Origin of the sequence: Psychrobacter sp. AOP7-C1-14, assembly GCF_052376135.1 — a bacterium.
Classification (GTDB): domain Bacteria; phylum Pseudomonadota; class Gammaproteobacteria; order Pseudomonadales; family Moraxellaceae; genus Psychrobacter.
The window spans coordinates 24,222-41,550 of the sequence record NZ_JBQSVH010000010.1; the positions used below are offsets into that span (position 1 = coordinate 24,222).

Annotated in this window: 17 protein-coding genes; 7 read left to right on the plus strand and 10 right to left on the minus strand. The window is 43.0% G+C overall.

All coding sequences use genetic code 11. The features are described 5' to 3' along the window. Nucleotides 1-362 precede the first annotated feature (362 nt). Nucleotides 363-1,046: a RadC family protein gene (gene radC, locus ACT3QN_RS08320; protein ID WP_444523765.1), complete on the minus strand. Its 684-nt coding sequence runs from the start codon at nt 1,044-1,046 to the stop codon at nt 363-365. A 127-nt stretch (nt 1,047-1,173) separates the two neighbouring features. Here radC and coaBC point away from each other — a divergent pair, with 127 nt between their 5' ends. After that, nucleotides 1,174-2,559 (plus strand): bifunctional phosphopantothenoylcysteine decarboxylase/phosphopantothenate--cysteine ligase CoaBC, encoded by a 1,386-nt coding sequence (coaBC, locus tag ACT3QN_RS08325; RefSeq protein ID WP_444523764.1) that lies wholly within the window; start codon nt 1,174-1,176, stop codon nt 2,557-2,559. Nucleotides 2,560-2,639: 80 nt separating this feature from the next. Continuing rightward, complete coding sequence (locus tag ACT3QN_RS08330; protein ID WP_444523763.1) at nt 2,640-3,422, plus strand: TSUP family transporter; 783 nt, start codon at nt 2,640-2,642, stop codon at nt 3,420-3,422. A 59-nt stretch (nt 3,423-3,481) separates the two neighbouring features. Here the strand turns inward: ACT3QN_RS08330 and ACT3QN_RS08335 are convergent, their stop codons facing one another. From ACT3QN_RS08335 to ACT3QN_RS08345, 3 genes are all read right to left on the minus strand, one after another. Beyond that, the gene (locus ACT3QN_RS08335) at nt 3,482-4,396 is read right to left on the minus strand and encodes a histone deacetylase family protein (RefSeq protein ID WP_444520284.1); all 915 of its coding nucleotides are present in this window, start codon (nt 4,394-4,396) and stop codon (nt 3,482-3,484) included. A 111-nt stretch (nt 4,397-4,507) separates the two neighbouring features. Next, nucleotides 4,508-5,356, minus strand: a complete 849-nt coding sequence (locus ACT3QN_RS08340) for a hypothetical protein (protein ID WP_444523762.1) — start codon at nt 5,354-5,356, stop codon at nt 4,508-4,510. 30 nt (nt 5,357-5,386) lie between these two features. Then, entirely contained in the window at nt 5,387-6,481 is a 1,095-nt protein-coding gene (locus ACT3QN_RS08345; protein WP_444523761.1) for a hypothetical protein, read from the minus strand. Between the two features lie 177 nt (nt 6,482-6,658). On the opposite strand from ACT3QN_RS08345, the gene ccmA reads away from it, so the two are divergent. The 5 genes from ccmA (at nt 6,659) to ccmE (ending at nt 10,093) form a co-directional block, all read left to right on the plus strand. Next, entirely contained in the window at nt 6,659-7,288 is a 630-nt protein-coding gene (ccmA, locus tag ACT3QN_RS08350; protein ID WP_444523760.1) for a heme ABC exporter ATP-binding protein CcmA, read from the plus strand. 135 nt (nt 7,289-7,423) lie between these two features. Continuing rightward, the gene (locus ACT3QN_RS08355; RefSeq protein WP_444523782.1) at nt 7,424-8,080 is read left to right on the plus strand and encodes a heme exporter protein CcmB; all 657 of its coding nucleotides are present in this window, start codon (nt 7,424-7,426) and stop codon (nt 8,078-8,080) included. A 244-nt stretch (nt 8,081-8,324) separates the two neighbouring features. Next, on the plus strand, nt 8,325-9,113 hold the full coding sequence (gene ccmC / locus ACT3QN_RS08360; protein WP_444523759.1) for a heme ABC transporter permease CcmC: 789 nt from the start codon (nt 8,325-8,327) through the stop codon (nt 9,111-9,113). Between the two features lie 16 nt (nt 9,114-9,129). After that, nucleotides 9,130-9,351: a heme exporter protein CcmD gene (gene ccmD, locus ACT3QN_RS08365; RefSeq protein ID WP_444523758.1), complete on the plus strand. Its 222-nt coding sequence runs from the start codon at nt 9,130-9,132 to the stop codon at nt 9,349-9,351. Nucleotides 9,352-9,595: 244 nt separating this feature from the next. Then, a complete protein-coding gene (gene ccmE, locus ACT3QN_RS08370) occupies nt 9,596-10,093 on the plus strand; it encodes a cytochrome c maturation protein CcmE (RefSeq protein WP_444523757.1) in 498 nt (165 codons plus the stop codon). 94 nt (nt 10,094-10,187) lie between these two features. Here the strand turns inward: ccmE and ACT3QN_RS08375 are convergent, their stop codons facing one another. The 6 genes from ACT3QN_RS08375 to ACT3QN_RS08400 all read right to left on the minus strand — a co-directional run bounded on the left by ACT3QN_RS08375 (nt 10,188) and on the right by ACT3QN_RS08400 (nt 17,231). Then, the gene (locus ACT3QN_RS08375) at nt 10,188-11,036 is read right to left on the minus strand and encodes an aldo/keto reductase (RefSeq protein WP_444523756.1); all 849 of its coding nucleotides are present in this window, start codon (nt 11,034-11,036) and stop codon (nt 10,188-10,190) included. 386 nt (nt 11,037-11,422) lie between these two features. Further along, on the minus strand, nt 11,423-12,400 hold the full coding sequence (locus ACT3QN_RS08380; protein ID WP_444523755.1) for a MetQ/NlpA family ABC transporter substrate-binding protein: 978 nt from the start codon (nt 12,398-12,400) through the stop codon (nt 11,423-11,425). 169 nt (nt 12,401-12,569) lie between these two features. Continuing rightward, complete coding sequence (locus ACT3QN_RS08385; RefSeq protein ID WP_444520275.1) at nt 12,570-13,256, minus strand: methionine ABC transporter permease; 687 nt, start codon at nt 13,254-13,256, stop codon at nt 12,570-12,572. Nucleotides 13,257-13,275: 19 nt separating this feature from the next. Beyond that, nucleotides 13,276-14,046, minus strand: coding sequence for a methionine ABC transporter ATP-binding protein (locus ACT3QN_RS08390; RefSeq protein WP_201568700.1), 771 nt, complete (start codon nt 14,044-14,046; stop codon nt 13,276-13,278). A gap of 256 nt (nt 14,047-14,302) precedes the next feature. Beyond that, nucleotides 14,303-16,423 carry an ATP-binding protein gene (locus tag ACT3QN_RS08395; protein WP_444523892.1) on the minus strand — a complete coding sequence of 707 codons (2,121 nt, stop codon included), beginning with the start codon at nt 16,421-16,423 and terminating at the stop codon, nt 14,303-14,305. An 85-nt stretch (nt 16,424-16,508) separates the two neighbouring features. After that, on the minus strand, nt 16,509-17,231 hold the full coding sequence (locus ACT3QN_RS08400) for a response regulator transcription factor (protein WP_444520272.1): 723 nt from the start codon (nt 17,229-17,231) through the stop codon (nt 16,509-16,511). Nucleotides 17,232-17,329: the final 98 nt, after the last annotated feature.

A 17,329-nucleotide genomic window follows, 5' to 3' on the forward strand; every position in this document is an offset into this window, starting at 1 on the left:
ATCTCCTTTAAAATGCTGAATAAAAACTGCGAAAAGTATGTGAGTGAAAAAACTGACTATAATTATTTTTCGTCTTGTCACTAACTGTTTTATAAGTATGTCGAATGGTTTGTTAATCACTAAGTGTTCGATTCTACGTCTTTCAAATACTAGTATTAACGGTCTAGCAAGTAATTGACAAATAAATGACAATAATGGCTACTAATATGAAACAGTTGTCTATAACTATCAAGAGCCAAAATGCTACGCTCTGTCGATGATATGTATCAAACATGATGGTTTGGAGGTTTGACAAGCAGCTACGTAGATTACATAGCCAGCTGTCATCTATAACTAGCTACTATCTATAATTAACCAATAAGCTAGCCAAAAGGGGCAGTACAGCTTTCGGCATAAGACAAAGTATCATTACGTCCAACGATAATGTGATCGACAAGCGAGATATCTAACAAATCACAGGCCTTTTTTAATTCATAGGTCAGTAAGTTATCTGCCGTCGACGGCTTGGCATCGGTATGAGGATGATTGTGGGCGATAATAAGTTGGCTAGCAGCGTGACTTAATGCATGTCGCAGTACGTGCTTGATACAGACTGAACATGATGAGATGCCACCAGTAAATAGTATTTCAAAGTTTAAAAGGTTGAGAGCGTTATCCAGACAGAGTACCGCGAATACTTCACGACGCTCACCCCGCAGCTGGGTACTGATATAATCTTTGACCGCTTGTGAGCGGCCGAGCGACTGCCCAGTTTTGAGTTGACTGTCTAGATAGCGCGTACCCATCTCAAGGGAGGCTAATATTTGGGCGTATTTTGCAGGGCCAATACCATGGCAGGCAAGCACTGTTTTTTGAGGAGCGGCCAATAGTTCGGCTAAGCTACCAAACTGATCAATCAAATGCCGCGCTAATTCAATCGCTGACTGTGACTGAGTGCCTGTCCGCAAAAATATAGCCAGTATCTCTGCATCAGACAAATGAGCTGCACCAAATTTTAAAAGTTTTTCGCGTGGCCTGTCATCCTCATGCCAGTCTTTGATCGCCATTGTCACTCCTTGAAAATGGGTTGATACTCGTTATCGAGATAGATACGGAAAATCTTACCCAATTTATCTCATAATTGTTACTATAAGCGCAATTTTATCTTTTTACTTTTTTATTGAAGTCACGCTTATGTCCAATATTGTGCTTGCTATTACTGGCGGTATCGCCGCTTATAAATCTGCTATATTTGCCCGCTTGTTAGTTAAGGCAGGTTTTGATGTGCGCGTTATCATGACGACAGGTGCACAAGCATTTATCACACCACTGACGCTACAAGCGTTGACAGGTAACGAGGTACATGTCTCATTGCTCGATGAACAAGCAGAGGCAGGCATGGGACATATTGAGCTGGCTAAGTGGGCCGATTTAATCGTGATTGCACCTGCATCTGCCAATACGCTTGCGCGTCTGGCTATGGGTATGGCCGATGATCTATTGACCACAGTGTGCCTTGCTACTACTGCGCCTATTATTATCGCTCCTGCTATGAACCAGCAGATGTGGGCACATCCAGCAGTTGACCTAAACGTGCAAACATTGCGCGATATGAATTATCAAATTATCCAACCAGCCAGCGGTGAGCAAGCGTGCGGTGATGTCGGAGCAGGGCGCTTGCCTGAGCCTGAGCGATTGTTGGATGAGGTATTACTGTTCATCGCGATGAATACAACGCCGCAACTGCTGGCAGGCAAAAGAGTGGTCATTACCGCAGGTCCAACAGTAGAAGCGATTGATCCTGTACGTTATTTATCTAATCACTCTTCGGGAAAAATGGGCTTTGCATTGGCGCGTGCCTGTGTCGCTGCTGGTGCAGACGTTGTATTAATCGCTGGTGGTAAAGTAGCATTGCCTACACCGCTTAATGTCACACGGATCGACGTATTGTCTGCCGAAGATATGCTGACAGCGGCGCAGCAATGTGTGGATGGCACGCATAGTGAGCTTCAATTGGTCTTTGAAGATGAGCACAATCATTCCCATAACCATTCTCACGAACGCCATCATGGCGACTGTGGTTGCGGTGATGACGATATAAACGACCATAACGTCAACCATGACTCATTACAGTCTCATGATGGCAGCCAATATGTGAAAGCAGATATCTTTATTGCGACCGCAGCCGTGGCAGATTATCGTACGGAAGAAGCCGCACCGCAAAAAATCAAAAAAACGCAAGATGCCATGACGCTCAGTCTGGTTAAAAACCCTGATATTCTAGCAACGATTTCTCTTGCGCATCCAAAATTGTTTGTCGTCGGTTTTGCAGCAGAGACGCAGGATGTCGAGCGTTATGCTCGTGGTAAATTGGTCGCAAAAGATTTAGATATGATTGCCTGTAATGATGTCTCACGTGCAGATATTGGTTTTGCCAGTGATGACAATGCTATGCAGGTGTTTTTCTCTGAGTGCTATGAGCGTGACGCGGTAGCACTTGAAAAAACCAGTAAAGACAAAATTGCTGAGCAGTTAGCTAGCATCATCGGTGAAACAATCGGTCAACGTAAAAATAGTTAAAAATACAGGCGCTAAGTCTGATAGCTAGCTTGTAGATAGTGTATAGATACAGACGCTGAGCCTAAAATGGTGTGACCGATATGGTAAATATAGCTGGTAACGATAGCACTCAGATGCTAGTACTGACGGTCATTTTTGCGCTTGCTTCACTGCTACACGGTATTAGTGGACTGGGCGCAACGCTAGTGACGACTACTGCGCTTGCTAGCATGTACCCACTACAACACGCCATTGTATTGGTGATTTTCCCTTCGCTAGTAGTCAATGCCATGACGTGGCTAGTCGGTGGTGAGCGCACCATTTGGCAAAACTTTATCTACTACGGCAGACGCTATTGGCTGCTTGCGCTTACCAGCTTACTAGGTAGCATTTTAGGTGCGAAGCTGTTGCTATGGGTCGATAGCGCTTATATTCTCTTGTTGTTGGCCGCGGTCATTGCCTTCTACGTTGTGAGTAGCTTACTCGGCAAGCAAATCCGTTTACCAAATACTAAGCCTATGTTGGTTGCCGTTGGCTTTGGTGCAGGTGTTATTGGCGGCTCGACCAACGCCATGTCGACGATATTGATGATGTATCTGCTGTCTGCCAGTGACGATAAAAACACCATCGCCAAAGTTGGCAATATGTGCTACTTTTTAGGAAAGACTGCCCAAATTATGGTGTTACGTGAGCCCATCATGGCATTGAGCAGTGGTGAGTGGCAGCTGATTGCCTTTTTGAGTGTGCTGTCTATAGTCACACTGCTAGTTGGAATCCGCTTGCGTCGCTATTTACCACAAGCACGTTTCCGTCAGCTTATTTTATTAATCTTGATCGTGCTTGGGATACGCGTTGGCTGGCAAGGTATTACCGCATTGTTATAGATAAACTATACAAGCCATTTCAGTTCAGAAATCATCTTTACCTTGTCAGCGATATTTTATTAGACCAATTCTTCAAAAAATATCTGCTGTGCCAAACGAAAGGTATTGCAGTGCGCTTCGACCACATCTTCGATATCTTCTGAGTAGCCGCCGCCCATCACGATAGCAACAGGAATATTAGCGGCTTTTGCTTGCTGCAGGACATATTCATCACGTGCCTTACAACCTGCTTGTGTCAAGCCAAGTTTGCCTAGCTTGTCGGTCGCGAGTACGTCGACAGCAGATTGATAAAAAATTATATCTGGTACAACTTCAGAGATTAATCGTGGCAGCGTATCTTCTAATATCTGTAAATACTCAGCATCGCCTGTATCATTGTCTAGCTCAATATCTAAGTCTGATACTTGTTTACGAAACGGATAGTTCTTTGCACCATGCATGCTAAAGACAAAGACGCGTGGCTCATCTGTCATAATGCTGGCGTTGCCGTTGCCCTGATGAACATCCAAATCGATAACTAAAATCTTTTGTGCTTGTCCACGATTTAATAGTAGATTGCTAGCGATACAGACATCATTGAAAACGCAAAAACCTTCTCCATGACCAGCAAAAGAGTGATGCGTACCGCCTGCGACATTCATGGCCACGCCATACTGCTGAGCATATAGCGCGCACTCATACGTTGCATGGGCAATATAACGTCCGCGCTCGACCAATTGAGGCGTCATCTCAAATCCGATCGTACGAGCAGCCTTGCGTGGTAATGTTTGGGTTTTAAGCTGATGCCAGTACTCGGCGGTATGAGTGGTCAAAATCTCATCTTCGCTTAAGCGAGCAGGAGCAAAGAAGTTATCTTGGCTGATAGTCCCTTCTGCTACTAGACGCTCAGGAATCATGATGTACTTTTGCATGGGAAAGCGGTGCTTTTCTGGTACGGAGTAGCGAAAGACGTCAGAGTAGGCAATTTTTAGCATAAGAATTCTAGCTTAGTATTGATGATGTTTTGGATAGAAAAGTAAAGAGATAAGTATCAGCTATCGCGGATTATGGCTTGATTAAAAAAGCAGTTTATCGAACAAACTGAGTTATTGAACAAACTGAGTCGGCAAAAAGAATGTCCGTGCGTCTGTCTGTTGGCGTAACTCCAAGAGTAGCGTCTGCATATCTTCAGCAGGATCTTGATTATTAATCAAATCCACAAACAGCTCGTTGGCGACAGTGGTCATCGCAACCACGCTTTGTAGTAAATGCTCGATAATCTCATTATCAATGCCAACTGCTTCGACATCGATAGCATTTTTGTAGCGTATCTCACCATCGTTGACATCCATCTCTAGATTGCCGATTAGCATGTCATAGTTGATTTGGGTAATGAGCAGCATCGCGGCACTTTGATGACTTTCTGGTATCAAAAATGGCAAGATACCGTAGACGGCCAGTAGCTTATTTTTTTCTTGCACTCGAAACAGATAACTACAGTTTATTTGCTTATGACGCATTTTCAGGGATAAATGATGAGATTGTTGGCTGTCGTTAGTTTTTGGTCGATAATGCGTATAGTGCCACTGTTTGTCATTGAAGTATTGTTTTAAGCAGTCGACGATAGGGGTGTGACTTTGGTTTTGGGGTTCTGCATCTGCGCTATCGGTTTCTAAGCTATCGGTTTTGAGTTGAGATGCATTTGCTTGAGCGTTATGCTGTTCGCTGCCTTGCTTTGCCTCTAATTCATGAGAGATATCAGAGGCATTGATATCAGTAGCTTGAGTGCTGATATTAGGAATATCAGCCGATATATTCGCTGTATTATCAGTCATGCTCTCAGCAAGTGGTGAGTGTGCGGGCTCGCTTGCCTCATTGACAACTGACTGAGGTGCGGAAGCAGTCAGTAACCGTTTGATCTTTTGCCACAAGCTGAGTTTATTGTGTTGACTCATAATAGTATGCTGACAAATAGGGGTTATAAATTAACCATGATTGAGTGCCAAATCTTCTTTGATAGCAGACTGTGCATAAAACGCTTCTAGCATTTCACGAATATGAGCTGTCAACCAAGGCGTCTCAAGAGCTTCGTACATTATAGGCAGTAGAGCAGTACTACACTGTTTCATGGCTGCGTCATCAATGTGCAAACTCGCAGCGATGGTCGCCATCGTGTCAGACTGATGATTGGCATACCAAGTGTCGATGCTTGACGATACTAAGCTATGCAGATACGGTGACAGTCGCAGACGGTTGTAGCTTTGCTGGATACTGGCTTCGATATGGTCAATGCTACTGTTGCCAGGCTCATCGCTTAAGTAGGTTTGCAGTTCACTGATCGGTTGGTCTTTGATACGATCCCAGCCCATGACCATCAAGCGTGCAACTTCTTCGTTGGATAGGTGCTCTTGGGCATTGGCTTCAGCTTTGCGCGTCAAATCTTTAATATTGCGATGCAGGTACGTTTGTAGTTTTTCATCAAGGTTTCTGTTGGTTGCCTTTTCAAAAGAGCTACGACCAAGCTTCATCAATTTACCAACGCCACCTGCTTTATCAAGCGTACTTTCCATAAAATCATTGATAGCGTGATAGAGTGTTTGGGTCAATAGATCCGCAAAAGTTTCGTTACCGACCAATGTATGAATCAATATGTTACGTTGCTGCTCATGGCTGCCGATATAGTTAGCCAAAGTTTCAATTTGAGTATCGTCGACCAGCTCAGATAAAGGCACGTTGTCATTGACTGGATGATAAATAATAGTGTGCAAAATATCACGGATATCAGTACGCATTACTTCAGTCATTGGCTGATTTAACAGCCAGCCTTTCATCAGCTGCTGTAAATGGTCACAGGTGATGTATTTGCTTAAAGGCTGTGCACCAAACCATTGCCAAGCCTCCATCGCTAGTGGCTCAGCTTGATTGTGTAGCCACTGCTGCATAAAGTTGACTTGAGCATCGATCAAGCTATCAATGGTCAAACGACTGTTTAATGGCTCTTTCGACAAGCTGGGGTCTGCGTTGTCATTTTTAGTTTCTGCAGCAGTATTAGGTTTTTGGCTATCTAGTGAAGTCGGCATAGGTTTTGAAGTCATATTTTAAAGTTGTATTTTTTTGAGGTCGTACTTTTTGAAGTCAGAGTAATCGACAATTTGTTATACTGTGTGTTTGTAGCGAGCATAGGGTATTATGCCACGAACATTGCCTTTGTTTGTGATGAATATTGATTGCTGCTTGATAAATAACCAGAGGTTTTGATGACGGTTTTGGATACACCTTTACTTGCGCTTGATGAGCTGACGGTTCAGCGCGGTGAGATACCGCTGTGTGAAGGAGTTACGTTGCGGCTATCTGCGGGTAGTATTTGCCATCTAATCGGGGCAAATGGGACAGGAAAAACCACATTACTGATGCAGCTGGCAGGGCTGTTGCCTGTTTTGTCAGGTAAGGTTATTTATCAAGGACAGTCGGGTTTGCCAATTCAGCCTTTATATGTCTCGCACCAGTTGGGTATTCATCCGAATCTGACAGTGGCGCAAAACCTGACGTTTCTACTGAATTTATATGGTATCACGCCAAGCGCTACCGATATTGATGACGCACTCACATGGGTAGGGCTACAAGGGTTTGAAACGATTAGCTCAAGTCATCTGTCTGCTGGTCAAACGCGGCGTATTACACTGGCGCGATTGTACCTATTAACTCCTGATGTGACACCAATCTGGTTACTTGATGAGCCTTTTACGGCGTTAGATGTCGATATGGTGGCACGTATGGAAGAGCGGCTATGTGAGTTTACACAGACTGGCGGGTCGATACTAATGACCAGTCATCAGGCAGTTGGTGTTGCCAATCAAGTGCTCGATTTGTCAGATTACATGGTATGAGTTTGCTTGCTATCAGTACCATCAGTATATGTGCAAGGACAAATGATGACAGACAGACCAATACAAGTAGGATCAGTAGCCGCTATGAATGAAAAACCAAATGCTATTGCCACAGTGCCTCGCAGTATTGGGTTTATGCAGCTCTGGCGCCGCGAATGGCAAGTTAAGCAGCAAGGAGCGGTGCAATGGTTGTATCCATTGGTACTGTTCTTAGTGATTATTACTTTGTTTCCATTAGCAGTCGGTAGTGAGCCTGTGCTATTGCAGCGTCTGGGCGTATCAGCGGTGTGGATTGCTGCATTGCTGTCACTGGTAATGGGCGTTGATGGGTTATTCAAGCCTGCGCTTGATAATGGTACGCTTGCGCAATTAGTCGTGGCTAAAGCGTCACTACCGTTATGGGTGCTGATTAGACTGGTCATTCATTGGGTTTTTAGCAGTGGTATTGTGGCTGTCCTTAGCTTGCTTGCCGTGCCGTTGTTTCAGCTCAGTTGGTTTGAAGCATGGATATTGATGGCTTCTATCGTGACAGGTAGTCCAATGCTTCTAATGCTATCCGCAGTCGCAAGTAGCTTGACGCTATCGTTAAAGAATGGGGCGGTATTGGTTCCTTTGATTGCTTTACCGATGCAGTTGCCAGTATTAATTTTTGCTACGGGTGCGGTTGATTTATTTGCCTCTGGGCTTAATGGTTTACCTATTTTAGCCTTATTACTAGCAGGAAGTATTGTTTCTGTTTTGGTCATGCCTTGGGTGATTGCTACCACCTTAAGGATGTCATGGCTGAATTAAGTGATTTGCTTGCTGTAATCTTAAAGTTCAGTTATCTAGATTCGATTATCTAAACTTAGCCATTTGAACCTTGTGTATTAACACCGTGGTGAAAACTGGCAATTTTGCTATAATAGTCAATTGAATACGTAAACAGCTCTTTGTAGATTCTATCCAGTGTTTAACGCCAGCAGGTGAGTTGATAGTGGTGCTTGTGTAGACCGCATTATTTATCGCCAGTAAGCTGTGTAATAGGTTTCTTACCATGCCCAACCTGAATAACGTCTCATCCCCTAGCTTATGGCAGCGCATTTGGCAGGGTTTCTTGACCACTGTGGGTACCAAGCAGTTTTTTCGTATCTTTAGCCCTTGGGTTAAGTGGTTAGCGATATTGGCCAGTCTCTGTCTGCTCATTGGTAGCGTATGGGGCCTTGCTTTTGCGCCGCCTGATTATCTTCAGGGCAATAGTTATCGCATTATCTTTATCCATGTTCCAGCGGCTAGTATTGCCATTTCTATCTATTTCGCCCTTGCCGTCTTAGGGGTGATTTATTTGGTATGGAAGGTTAAGACGGCCAGTTTGGTTGCGCAGGCACTTGCCCCGATGGGATTTTTGCTATGTGTCATCAGTTTGCTTACAGGTTCTATTTGGGCAAAGCCAACGTGGGGTACTTACTGGGTATGGGACGCACGCCTTACTTCAATGCTGATATTGGCGTTTCTATACGCGGGCGTGATGGCACTGTTTGCCGCTTTTGAGCATACAGCCAATCGTGGTAAAGCGGCTGCTATTTTGTCTATCGTGGGGGCAGTGAATCTGCCTATTATCAAGTACTCAGTAGAGTGGTGGAATACCTTGCATCAAGGCGCGACCTTTAGTTTGACCGCAGCACCGAAGATGTCGGCAGGTATGTGGATGCCTTTGCTACTGATGATTATCGGTAGCTATTTACTGGTTGCGACATTAGCGATTTATCGTACTAACACGCTCATTCTATACCGTGATCAAGGCAAAGCGTGGGTTAAAGAATACATTCGTGGTCAACACAAATAACGGCTAGGAAAATACTATGCAGCCTTACTTTTATAGCGTATCTGAGTTTTTCGCCATGGGTAAGCATGGGGTTTTTGTGTGGTCGTGCTGGGCGATAACGATCGGCGTGATGTTGGCGTTTATTATCTATAGCCGCAAACAACGACAGTCACTCATCAAACAGCTGACTATCCAGCAAGCGCGTCAAGCACAGCGAACGACTAAAACCTCAGTACCTGTGACCAAAAAAGCTAAATAAAAAATCATCCCAATATCATAGTTTTAGCGTAAGAAGCTGTATCCTTACACCGACAAAAATATGACTTTGCAGGTGGCGATGGTACTTATTGGTTTATCTGAAAAATGCTACCATATAACGATTAGAAGAGTACGATTAGAAAGACATTTTTAGAACGTTTTTCTAATGGTAGTTTCTTTAAAATTTTCTGTTTTATAAATGGATTATGGTTTATAAGACAGTGACTCATTAATGGGGTAGTGGTATGAATGCAGTTCGTCGGAAAAAACTGACGTGGGTTATGTTTACGCTGGCAGGTGCGGCAGTAGCAGTAATGTTGGTGATCTATGCCATCGGGCAGCAAACTGACTACTACTTTGATGCAACCGCTATTGCCCAAGGTGAAGCGCCTCAAGACAAACGTATTCGTGCTGGCGGTATGGTGGTCTCAGGTAGTGTACAGCGTGCAGCAGATAATCCATTAAATGTTGAATTTGCGATTACTGATTTTCAATCAACAGTGCCAGTGACATATCAAGGTATTCTGCCAGACTTATTTGCTGAAAATTCAGGCGTCGTTGCTACGGGTAAAATGCAGGGCGATACTTTTGTCGCAGGTGAAGTGTTGGCTAAGCATGATGAAAACTATATGCCCCCTGAAGTCGCCAAATCGATGAAAGAAAACAATCGCAGCGGAGCGGTACCTTCTTCTGAACAGTACAGTCCTGCCGAAAAAGTTCATGAGACTGAAACGCTACAATAAATATTATGAGTTTTCCTACCATATAAAAAAGCCACCGATTATCGGTGGCTTTTTATTGAAATGTGATTAGCTAATTAACTATTTGTTAATTCTATTAGTCATCCCATACTGGGCTATAGTCAGGATGCTCAATTTTACGACCATCAGAGCTTGCTAAATTACCGATTTTCTCTAACTCATCTGCAGTTAGCTCAACCTTAGTAGCATCTAGATTACCTTGCAGATGATCAGGATTAGACGTTTTTGGAATGGCCACACGATGCTTGTCTGATAAGATCCATGCTAGCGAAATTTGCGCTGGCGTTACATTATGCTTATTAGCAATCTCTTTAATCACTTCGTTATCAAATACGTCGCCACGCGCTAGCGGCGAGTAAGCTTCTAGCAGAATATGATGGTTATTCAAAAAAGTCTGTAGCGTGTTTTGCTTGATAAACGGATGAAACTCTACTTGATTCACAACAATAGGCACATCAGCATATTTCTTAGCTTCAATGATATTATCAATGCTGAAGTTTGACACACCGATATGGCGTGTTAACCCTTGTTTTTGCAGCTCACACAGCGCAGGAATAGTCTCAGATAGTGGCACGCGGTCATCGGGCCAGTGCAATAGCAATAGATCGACATAGTCTGTATCTAAATCTTCTAAAGAACGTTTCGCTGCTGCAACCAATTTCTCTGGCTCAAACTTCATATCATCTGGAAAAATCTTGGTAGTCAAAAAGAACTTATCACGAGCGACGCCTGATTGTTTGATACCTTCACCAACTTCTTTTTCATTACTATAAGCTTGAGCAGTATCGATATGCTCATAACCCATTTCTAACGCTTTTTTGACCACGTCCACGCAGTCTTGCCCAGTTGATTGCCAGGTACCTAACCCTAGAATTGGAATATTTGCTTGTCCAGCGGTACGAATATTATAGTTTTTAGCACTCATGTTGTTATCCTTATTATTTATATTTTGTAGTTTTCGATAAATTTAAGCGTTCAGCATTAGCATCATTCGATTATAGTCAAATTAAATGACCACGAAATTGAATTGGGCTAAATTTAACTAGCGCAAACTGAACTAAAAAGTTATCGAGCTCGATTACTATAAGAAAAACTAAAGATAAGTGGAAGAGTGAGTGACGGTTTCCTACAAAGGGTACACAGGCTGTAACGTGATTTTTGATAGTTACTTGATAGGTATTAAGCATTTTATCAACTGTCTAGGGAGACAATGTTCTCAAAATCGAAAACAAAAAAACGCCCATCACTCTCAGTAATGGGCATTTATATTAATCATGACACCTTAAAACTAGGTATTTTCGACCTAAAGTCTTACTGAGCAGCTGCTTCTGCAGTTTCTGAAGCGTCAGCGCTTTCAGTTTCAGCAGCAGTCTCCATATGTGCGCTGTGGTCATTACCCCAGATTTTTGGGTACTTGTAGCCAGGGAATGTTTCATGAGCGTATTTCTTGAAAGATTCTGAATTATAGGCGTTAGTTACATCTTCAACCCATTTCTTACCAGTATCAGCAGATTTGATTGCCGACCAGTTTACGTAAGCAAAGCTTGGCTCTTGGAACAGCGCTTCGGTCAACTCGATACCAGAGTCGGTAGCATAGTTACCGTTAATTACTGCGAAGTCAACTTCATCACGCGCGCGTGGTAATTGAGCTGCTTCTAGTTCAACGATTTCGATATCATACTTGCTGTTGTCAGCAATATCAGCTTTTGAGGCAGCCAGTGGATCGATGTCGTCTTTTAGCTTAATCCAGCCAAGATCATCCATCATAACCAAAGCACGAGCAAAGTTACTTGGATCGTTTGGTGCAGAAACTCTCATACCTTTGAATGCAGCGTCAAGGCTAGTCTTTTTACCTGAGTAGATGCCAAGTGGTGCAGTTGGTACTTGGAATACTTCAACCAAATCAAGGTTGTTTTCTTTTTTGAAGGTATCAAGATAAGGCTTATGCTGGAAAATATTGATATCCAAATCGCCTTCAGCCAATGCAAGGTTAGGGCGGACATAGTCAGTAAAAGCAATCAACTCAACTTCATAACCCTGTTCTTCAAGCGTACCTTTTACTTGGTTACGAACCATATCAGCAAAATCACCTTCAGTCGTACCGATAACGATTTTGGTATGATCAGGATCGATATCGCTAGCAGCAGTTTCTGCAGTTGCACCTTCGGTTACTGGCTCTTGAGACGCTTCTGGCGCTGATGAGTTGCTGCAACCAACCAAGACTAGACCTGATACACCAACAGCCGCAAATGCGCTGGCTAACTGACGGCTGATATCTGTTAATTTCATAATATGTCCTTAATAATGAATGGGATTGAGTAAAACGTTTATCGTCTGAACATTAAAAAAGCAACATTATAAATAGTAATGCTGCTTTTGTATAAGAGCTGAGATAAGGGTTAGGTATTGCCAAAAATAAACCTAGTCGCTCGTAAAGTCAAGTATTCTCTAAAGCGGTTTAACGTTTGTCTAAACGATTGGCGAGCCAGTTACCAGAAGCTTGAATCGAGATGACCATGAGGGATAGGACAATCACGATAAAAATCATTACCTCAGTTTGATAGCGGTAGTAGCCATAACGAATAGCTAAATCGCCCAAACCGCCGCCACCAATCATACCAGCCGCTGCTGAATAAGATAGCAAGCTGATACAAAGAATAGTGACTGACAATACCAAACCTGAGCGAGCTTCGTTGAGTAATACTTTAATAATGGTAAAAGGTCGTGCACCCATTGACTCAGTTGCCTCGATAATACCGCGCGGTACTTCACGCAGATTCTGCTCGACCAAACGTGCAAAATAAAACGAACCAGCGATAGCAAGTACGAGTGATGCCGCGATCGGTCCAATACCTGTACCAACGATGGCTTTGGTAAATGGGCTCATCGCAATCATCAAAATTACAAAAGGGAAAGCACGCATAAAGTTGGTAATACCGCCAAGCACAGCGTACAGTGTCTTGTTTTGCAGAAACTGCCGATCGCTAGACAAAAACAAAAATACGCCAAATAGCCCACCGATGACAATTGCTACCGTGGTTGAAATACCGAGCATCACAAACGTATCAATAAACGCGCTCACGATCTCTTTGCGTAACACAAGTAGCTTGTCTATAGAGGCGGATAATTCAGTACCAGTTAACATATCTATTTCTCCTGCCTCATTAGTCCTCGACGACTAGGCCTTTACCAATCGGGGTGGTTGCTTGAATCAGACCATCTCGCACATCCGCAACTTCTAACAGTTGTCCTTGATGCAATAATGCTGCGCGATCACAAAGTCTACGAATAACACTCATCTCATGGGTCACGATGACGATAGTTACGCCAAGTTGCTCATTGATATCGCGCAAACAAGTTAGCAAGCTGCGGGTCGTTGCAGGATCAAGTGCACTGGTTGGCTCATCGGCCAACAATACTTTTGGACTAGGAGCAATCGCGCGAGCAATACCTACACGCTGTTTTTGCCCACCTGATAACTGTGCAGGATAATGACCAGCACGATCGGTCAAATCAACAATCGCAAGACAATCCATGACGCGTTTATGAATGTCACGACTTGGATAACCAGAAATTTTCAAGTTAAATGCCACGTTATCAAAAACAGTTTGATTAGACATCAAATTAAATTGCTGAAAAATCATACCGATATTATGACGGGCAATACGCAGTTCACTGGCAGACAGCGTGGTTAGGTCAGTACCATCTATCATGACTTGACCCGAGTCTGGACGCTCAAGCATGTTAATTAGGCGTAATAAGGTAGATTTACCTGCGCCTGAGTAACCCATTAAACCAAAGATTTCGCCTTGTTTGATAGTCAGAGAGGTCGGCTCAACAGCGGTAAACCAATGTGGTTTGCCGTCTTTGTCTTTGATTGATCGGTCGCTTAAAAAACTTTTGGTCACATCGTTTAAGACAATCATGTCATTCATGGAGGGCTCAAAATTTAATAAATTTTTTAATGGTTAGAATTACGTCATCAGGCCTCTTTCAATACTTAAGAAGCCCGTCAAAGTGACAACAGTCAATAACCGTATAATAAGGGGCGGTAATATAGCATATTATCAGATACTTTGGATATGCACATACGTGTACTGCTTATGATTAATAGCTATTAATCATAAGCAGTTAAAACGGTAAATATGAGAGCGATAGCGCAATAGCTATCTGTATAAAGATGGGAGTTAGTTACTCGTGATAGTTGTAATGAGGGTCGTGATGAACTGGGATGGTCACTAAGAATCTAGTATGGCCATTTAGCGTATCTGTAATAATGCGTCCTTGATGTGCGGTAACGATTTGTGAGACTAAGGATAACCCTAATCCGGAGCCTTTATTTTTCTGCTGCAAACGTACAAAGGGGCTAAAGACTTCTTCTCGTTTGCCTTCAGGGATACCAGTTCCTTCATCGATTACGGCTAGTACAACATATTTTGGCAAAGGACGTTCAGGTTCAGTTTTGGCTTTTTTCATATGCTTAGCAAACAAGCCCTCTTTACGCACTACTGCGCCTGAGTTCTCATCGTTTGAGCTGTTAGATTTACCGTCAATTTTTGTATTGCTTGAACTATTATTTTTTATGTCTGTATCAGTAATAGGTTGATCGGAATTTTGAGCATTACCATTCTTAATAGTGTCAGCACGATCGCTAACTATGTTGTTTGTAGAATTTTTTGACGCTACTTCAGTTAAGCTAGTATTATCAGTGTCGTCAGTAGGTTCAGTAGAATCTTGAACAGCCCTCCAAACAACCTTCTTTATTTTGTCGGTCAACTCACCGGTAAAGCGATAATAATCAGCAAGTAGTGATGACTCAATAGTAGTAGGTGAAGGGTTGCTAGCACTGTCTATTGTGCTTCCATCTGCAAGACGGTTATCAAGGCTGGCATCATCATTGCTCTCGTTATTTTCATTTTTGGCAGCTATGTCTTCACCGTTTCTATAGATAGTCGGTGTCGGTAGCTTTACTGTAGAGTCGGTCGTTGCTGTTTTGCTTTTATCAGCCGAACTCGTAACGTCGCTTCTAGCAGCTTGGTGCTCAACTACCTTGGCATCAGTGTTTTCTTCGTAATCGTCGAAGTCTAAACAGTTATAATCGATAAAACTACTGCATAACACTGTTTGTAGCAAATAGTCAGGCACAGTTCCAGCTTCTTCTAAGCTCTGAACACCATATAGTAGTACAGTCACAGGTGGCACGCCATGTAGCATCGCATTATTGAGCAAATTACGGATTAAATGAGTCAGCATTGATGACTGACCATCTATCACAATATGTTCACCAATCAACGTGGCCTCAGGATAATGCTGACGTTCTTGGTTTACTAAATCATATAGATCTAAGGTTTCAACTTGTTGTAAGGCATGACCTGCATCCAACCTGCTAACCAACAATATGCTTTCTACTAAGTCGTTAAGACCTGATAAGTCTCGATTAATAGCTTTTGCACGTTTGTCAAATTTTGCTTTAGTATCAGTTGGCAGCGAACCAGCTAGCATATCCATCATCTCAATCTGCAGACGAATGCGCGTAATAGGTGTACGTAGCTCATGAGAGGCATGTGCTAGTAGCAAATTATTGGCATCAATTAAGTGCTCAATTTTTTGTGCTGCTTGATTGAATCCACGTGCTAGTGCGGCGATTTCATCATTACCCCGCGCATTCACTCGGACAGTAAAATCCCCGTCACCCAATTGAGTCATTTGCTGACTTAAATGGTCAATACGCCATGTCATCGTCCGTGCAATCAGCCACAGCACACCTGCCATAATGAACAAGAGTAGCAAGGTACCAGTGAACAAGTTCAGTGCCGCAGATAAGACAGGCTTTTTGGGCGTCAAACGTGACTCGTACAGCAATGTATAACCTGTACTGCTATATACTTGAGCTTGTTTGGTAGGTGACGTATCGGCAAGTGACGGGAAAACACGCGAGAACAAAGACGGGGTAGGGGGCAGTTCTAAGGGTAGATCGCTGTTGTCAGTTTGCATGAGCAGTCGACCTTCACTGTCATACAACCCCATTTTTGCTTGTAATGATTCATCAAAAATATCGAAGCTTTTTTTAACGACAGCTAGCATAAAGCGCGACTGTAAACGATTATCCTTGCTGATAGAGATATTTAATTCATGCAAAAATGGATCGATTTGCCCTAAGATTTGCGTCGCTAATATCTCTGATCGAATACCTGCGTCTTTATCATGGACAAGTTGGGTCAACAGCACCATTGCCACAGCGAATAAAGTAAGTGCCAGCATAACGCTGGCAAATAGCTTAGCAAATACGGAACGAAAACCCAATTGCTGCATTAAACGATCTCTATTATTAAGCGCTTGTATCGACCCATAGTATAAAGTTTACACTATGAGCCAGCTAACTAGGTATTCTTTACGATTAGACCTGATCTGTAGCAAACTGATAACCGACGCCGCGTACAGTAATGATACGTTTTGGTTGACGTGGATTATCCTCAATCAAGGCACGTAGACGTGAAATATGTACATCAATCGCACGGTCAATGTTGTCTGAACTGTCATCGTTTGGCATTGCTTGCCACAGTTGCTCGCGATTCAATACTTTACCAGAATGAGTGGCAAAGTAATGTAGTAACTGAAACTGGTGTGTGGTTAGACGTACTGGTTGATCATCGATAGTGACTTCATGACTATCAGGGAATACACTTAAACGACCGAAAGTTAAGCTATCTGATTGACTGTCAGCTTGATTTGGTTGCTCGTGACGACGGATAACAGCACGAATACGTGCTAAAAGTTCACGTGGCTCAAAAGGCTTGGCGATATAGTCATCAGCACCCATTTCTAGACCCAACACGCGATCAGTTGTATCACCTTTTGCGGTCAGCATGATGATAGGTACTTTGTTGGTCATGTTGTTTTTGTTACCACGAATCTTTTGACACACTTGCATACCGTCCATATCAGGTAGCATAAGATCCAACACAACTAAGTCGATATCACGGTCTTTTGTATCTAAGAGATCGAGTCCTTCTTGACCAAGGCCAGCGTGATGCACATCGTAATAATTCATGGTCAAGTAGTCGCTGATCAGCTCAGCTAAATCTGGATCATCTTCAATCAATAAAATTTGCTTACTCATGGAATTTCCTTTAATTGTTGTTATGGTTTATAAAAAGTATAACGTTTTCGGTAATGACGAATAATTAAACTTTTGAGCCTCTACATTTTCAAATATAC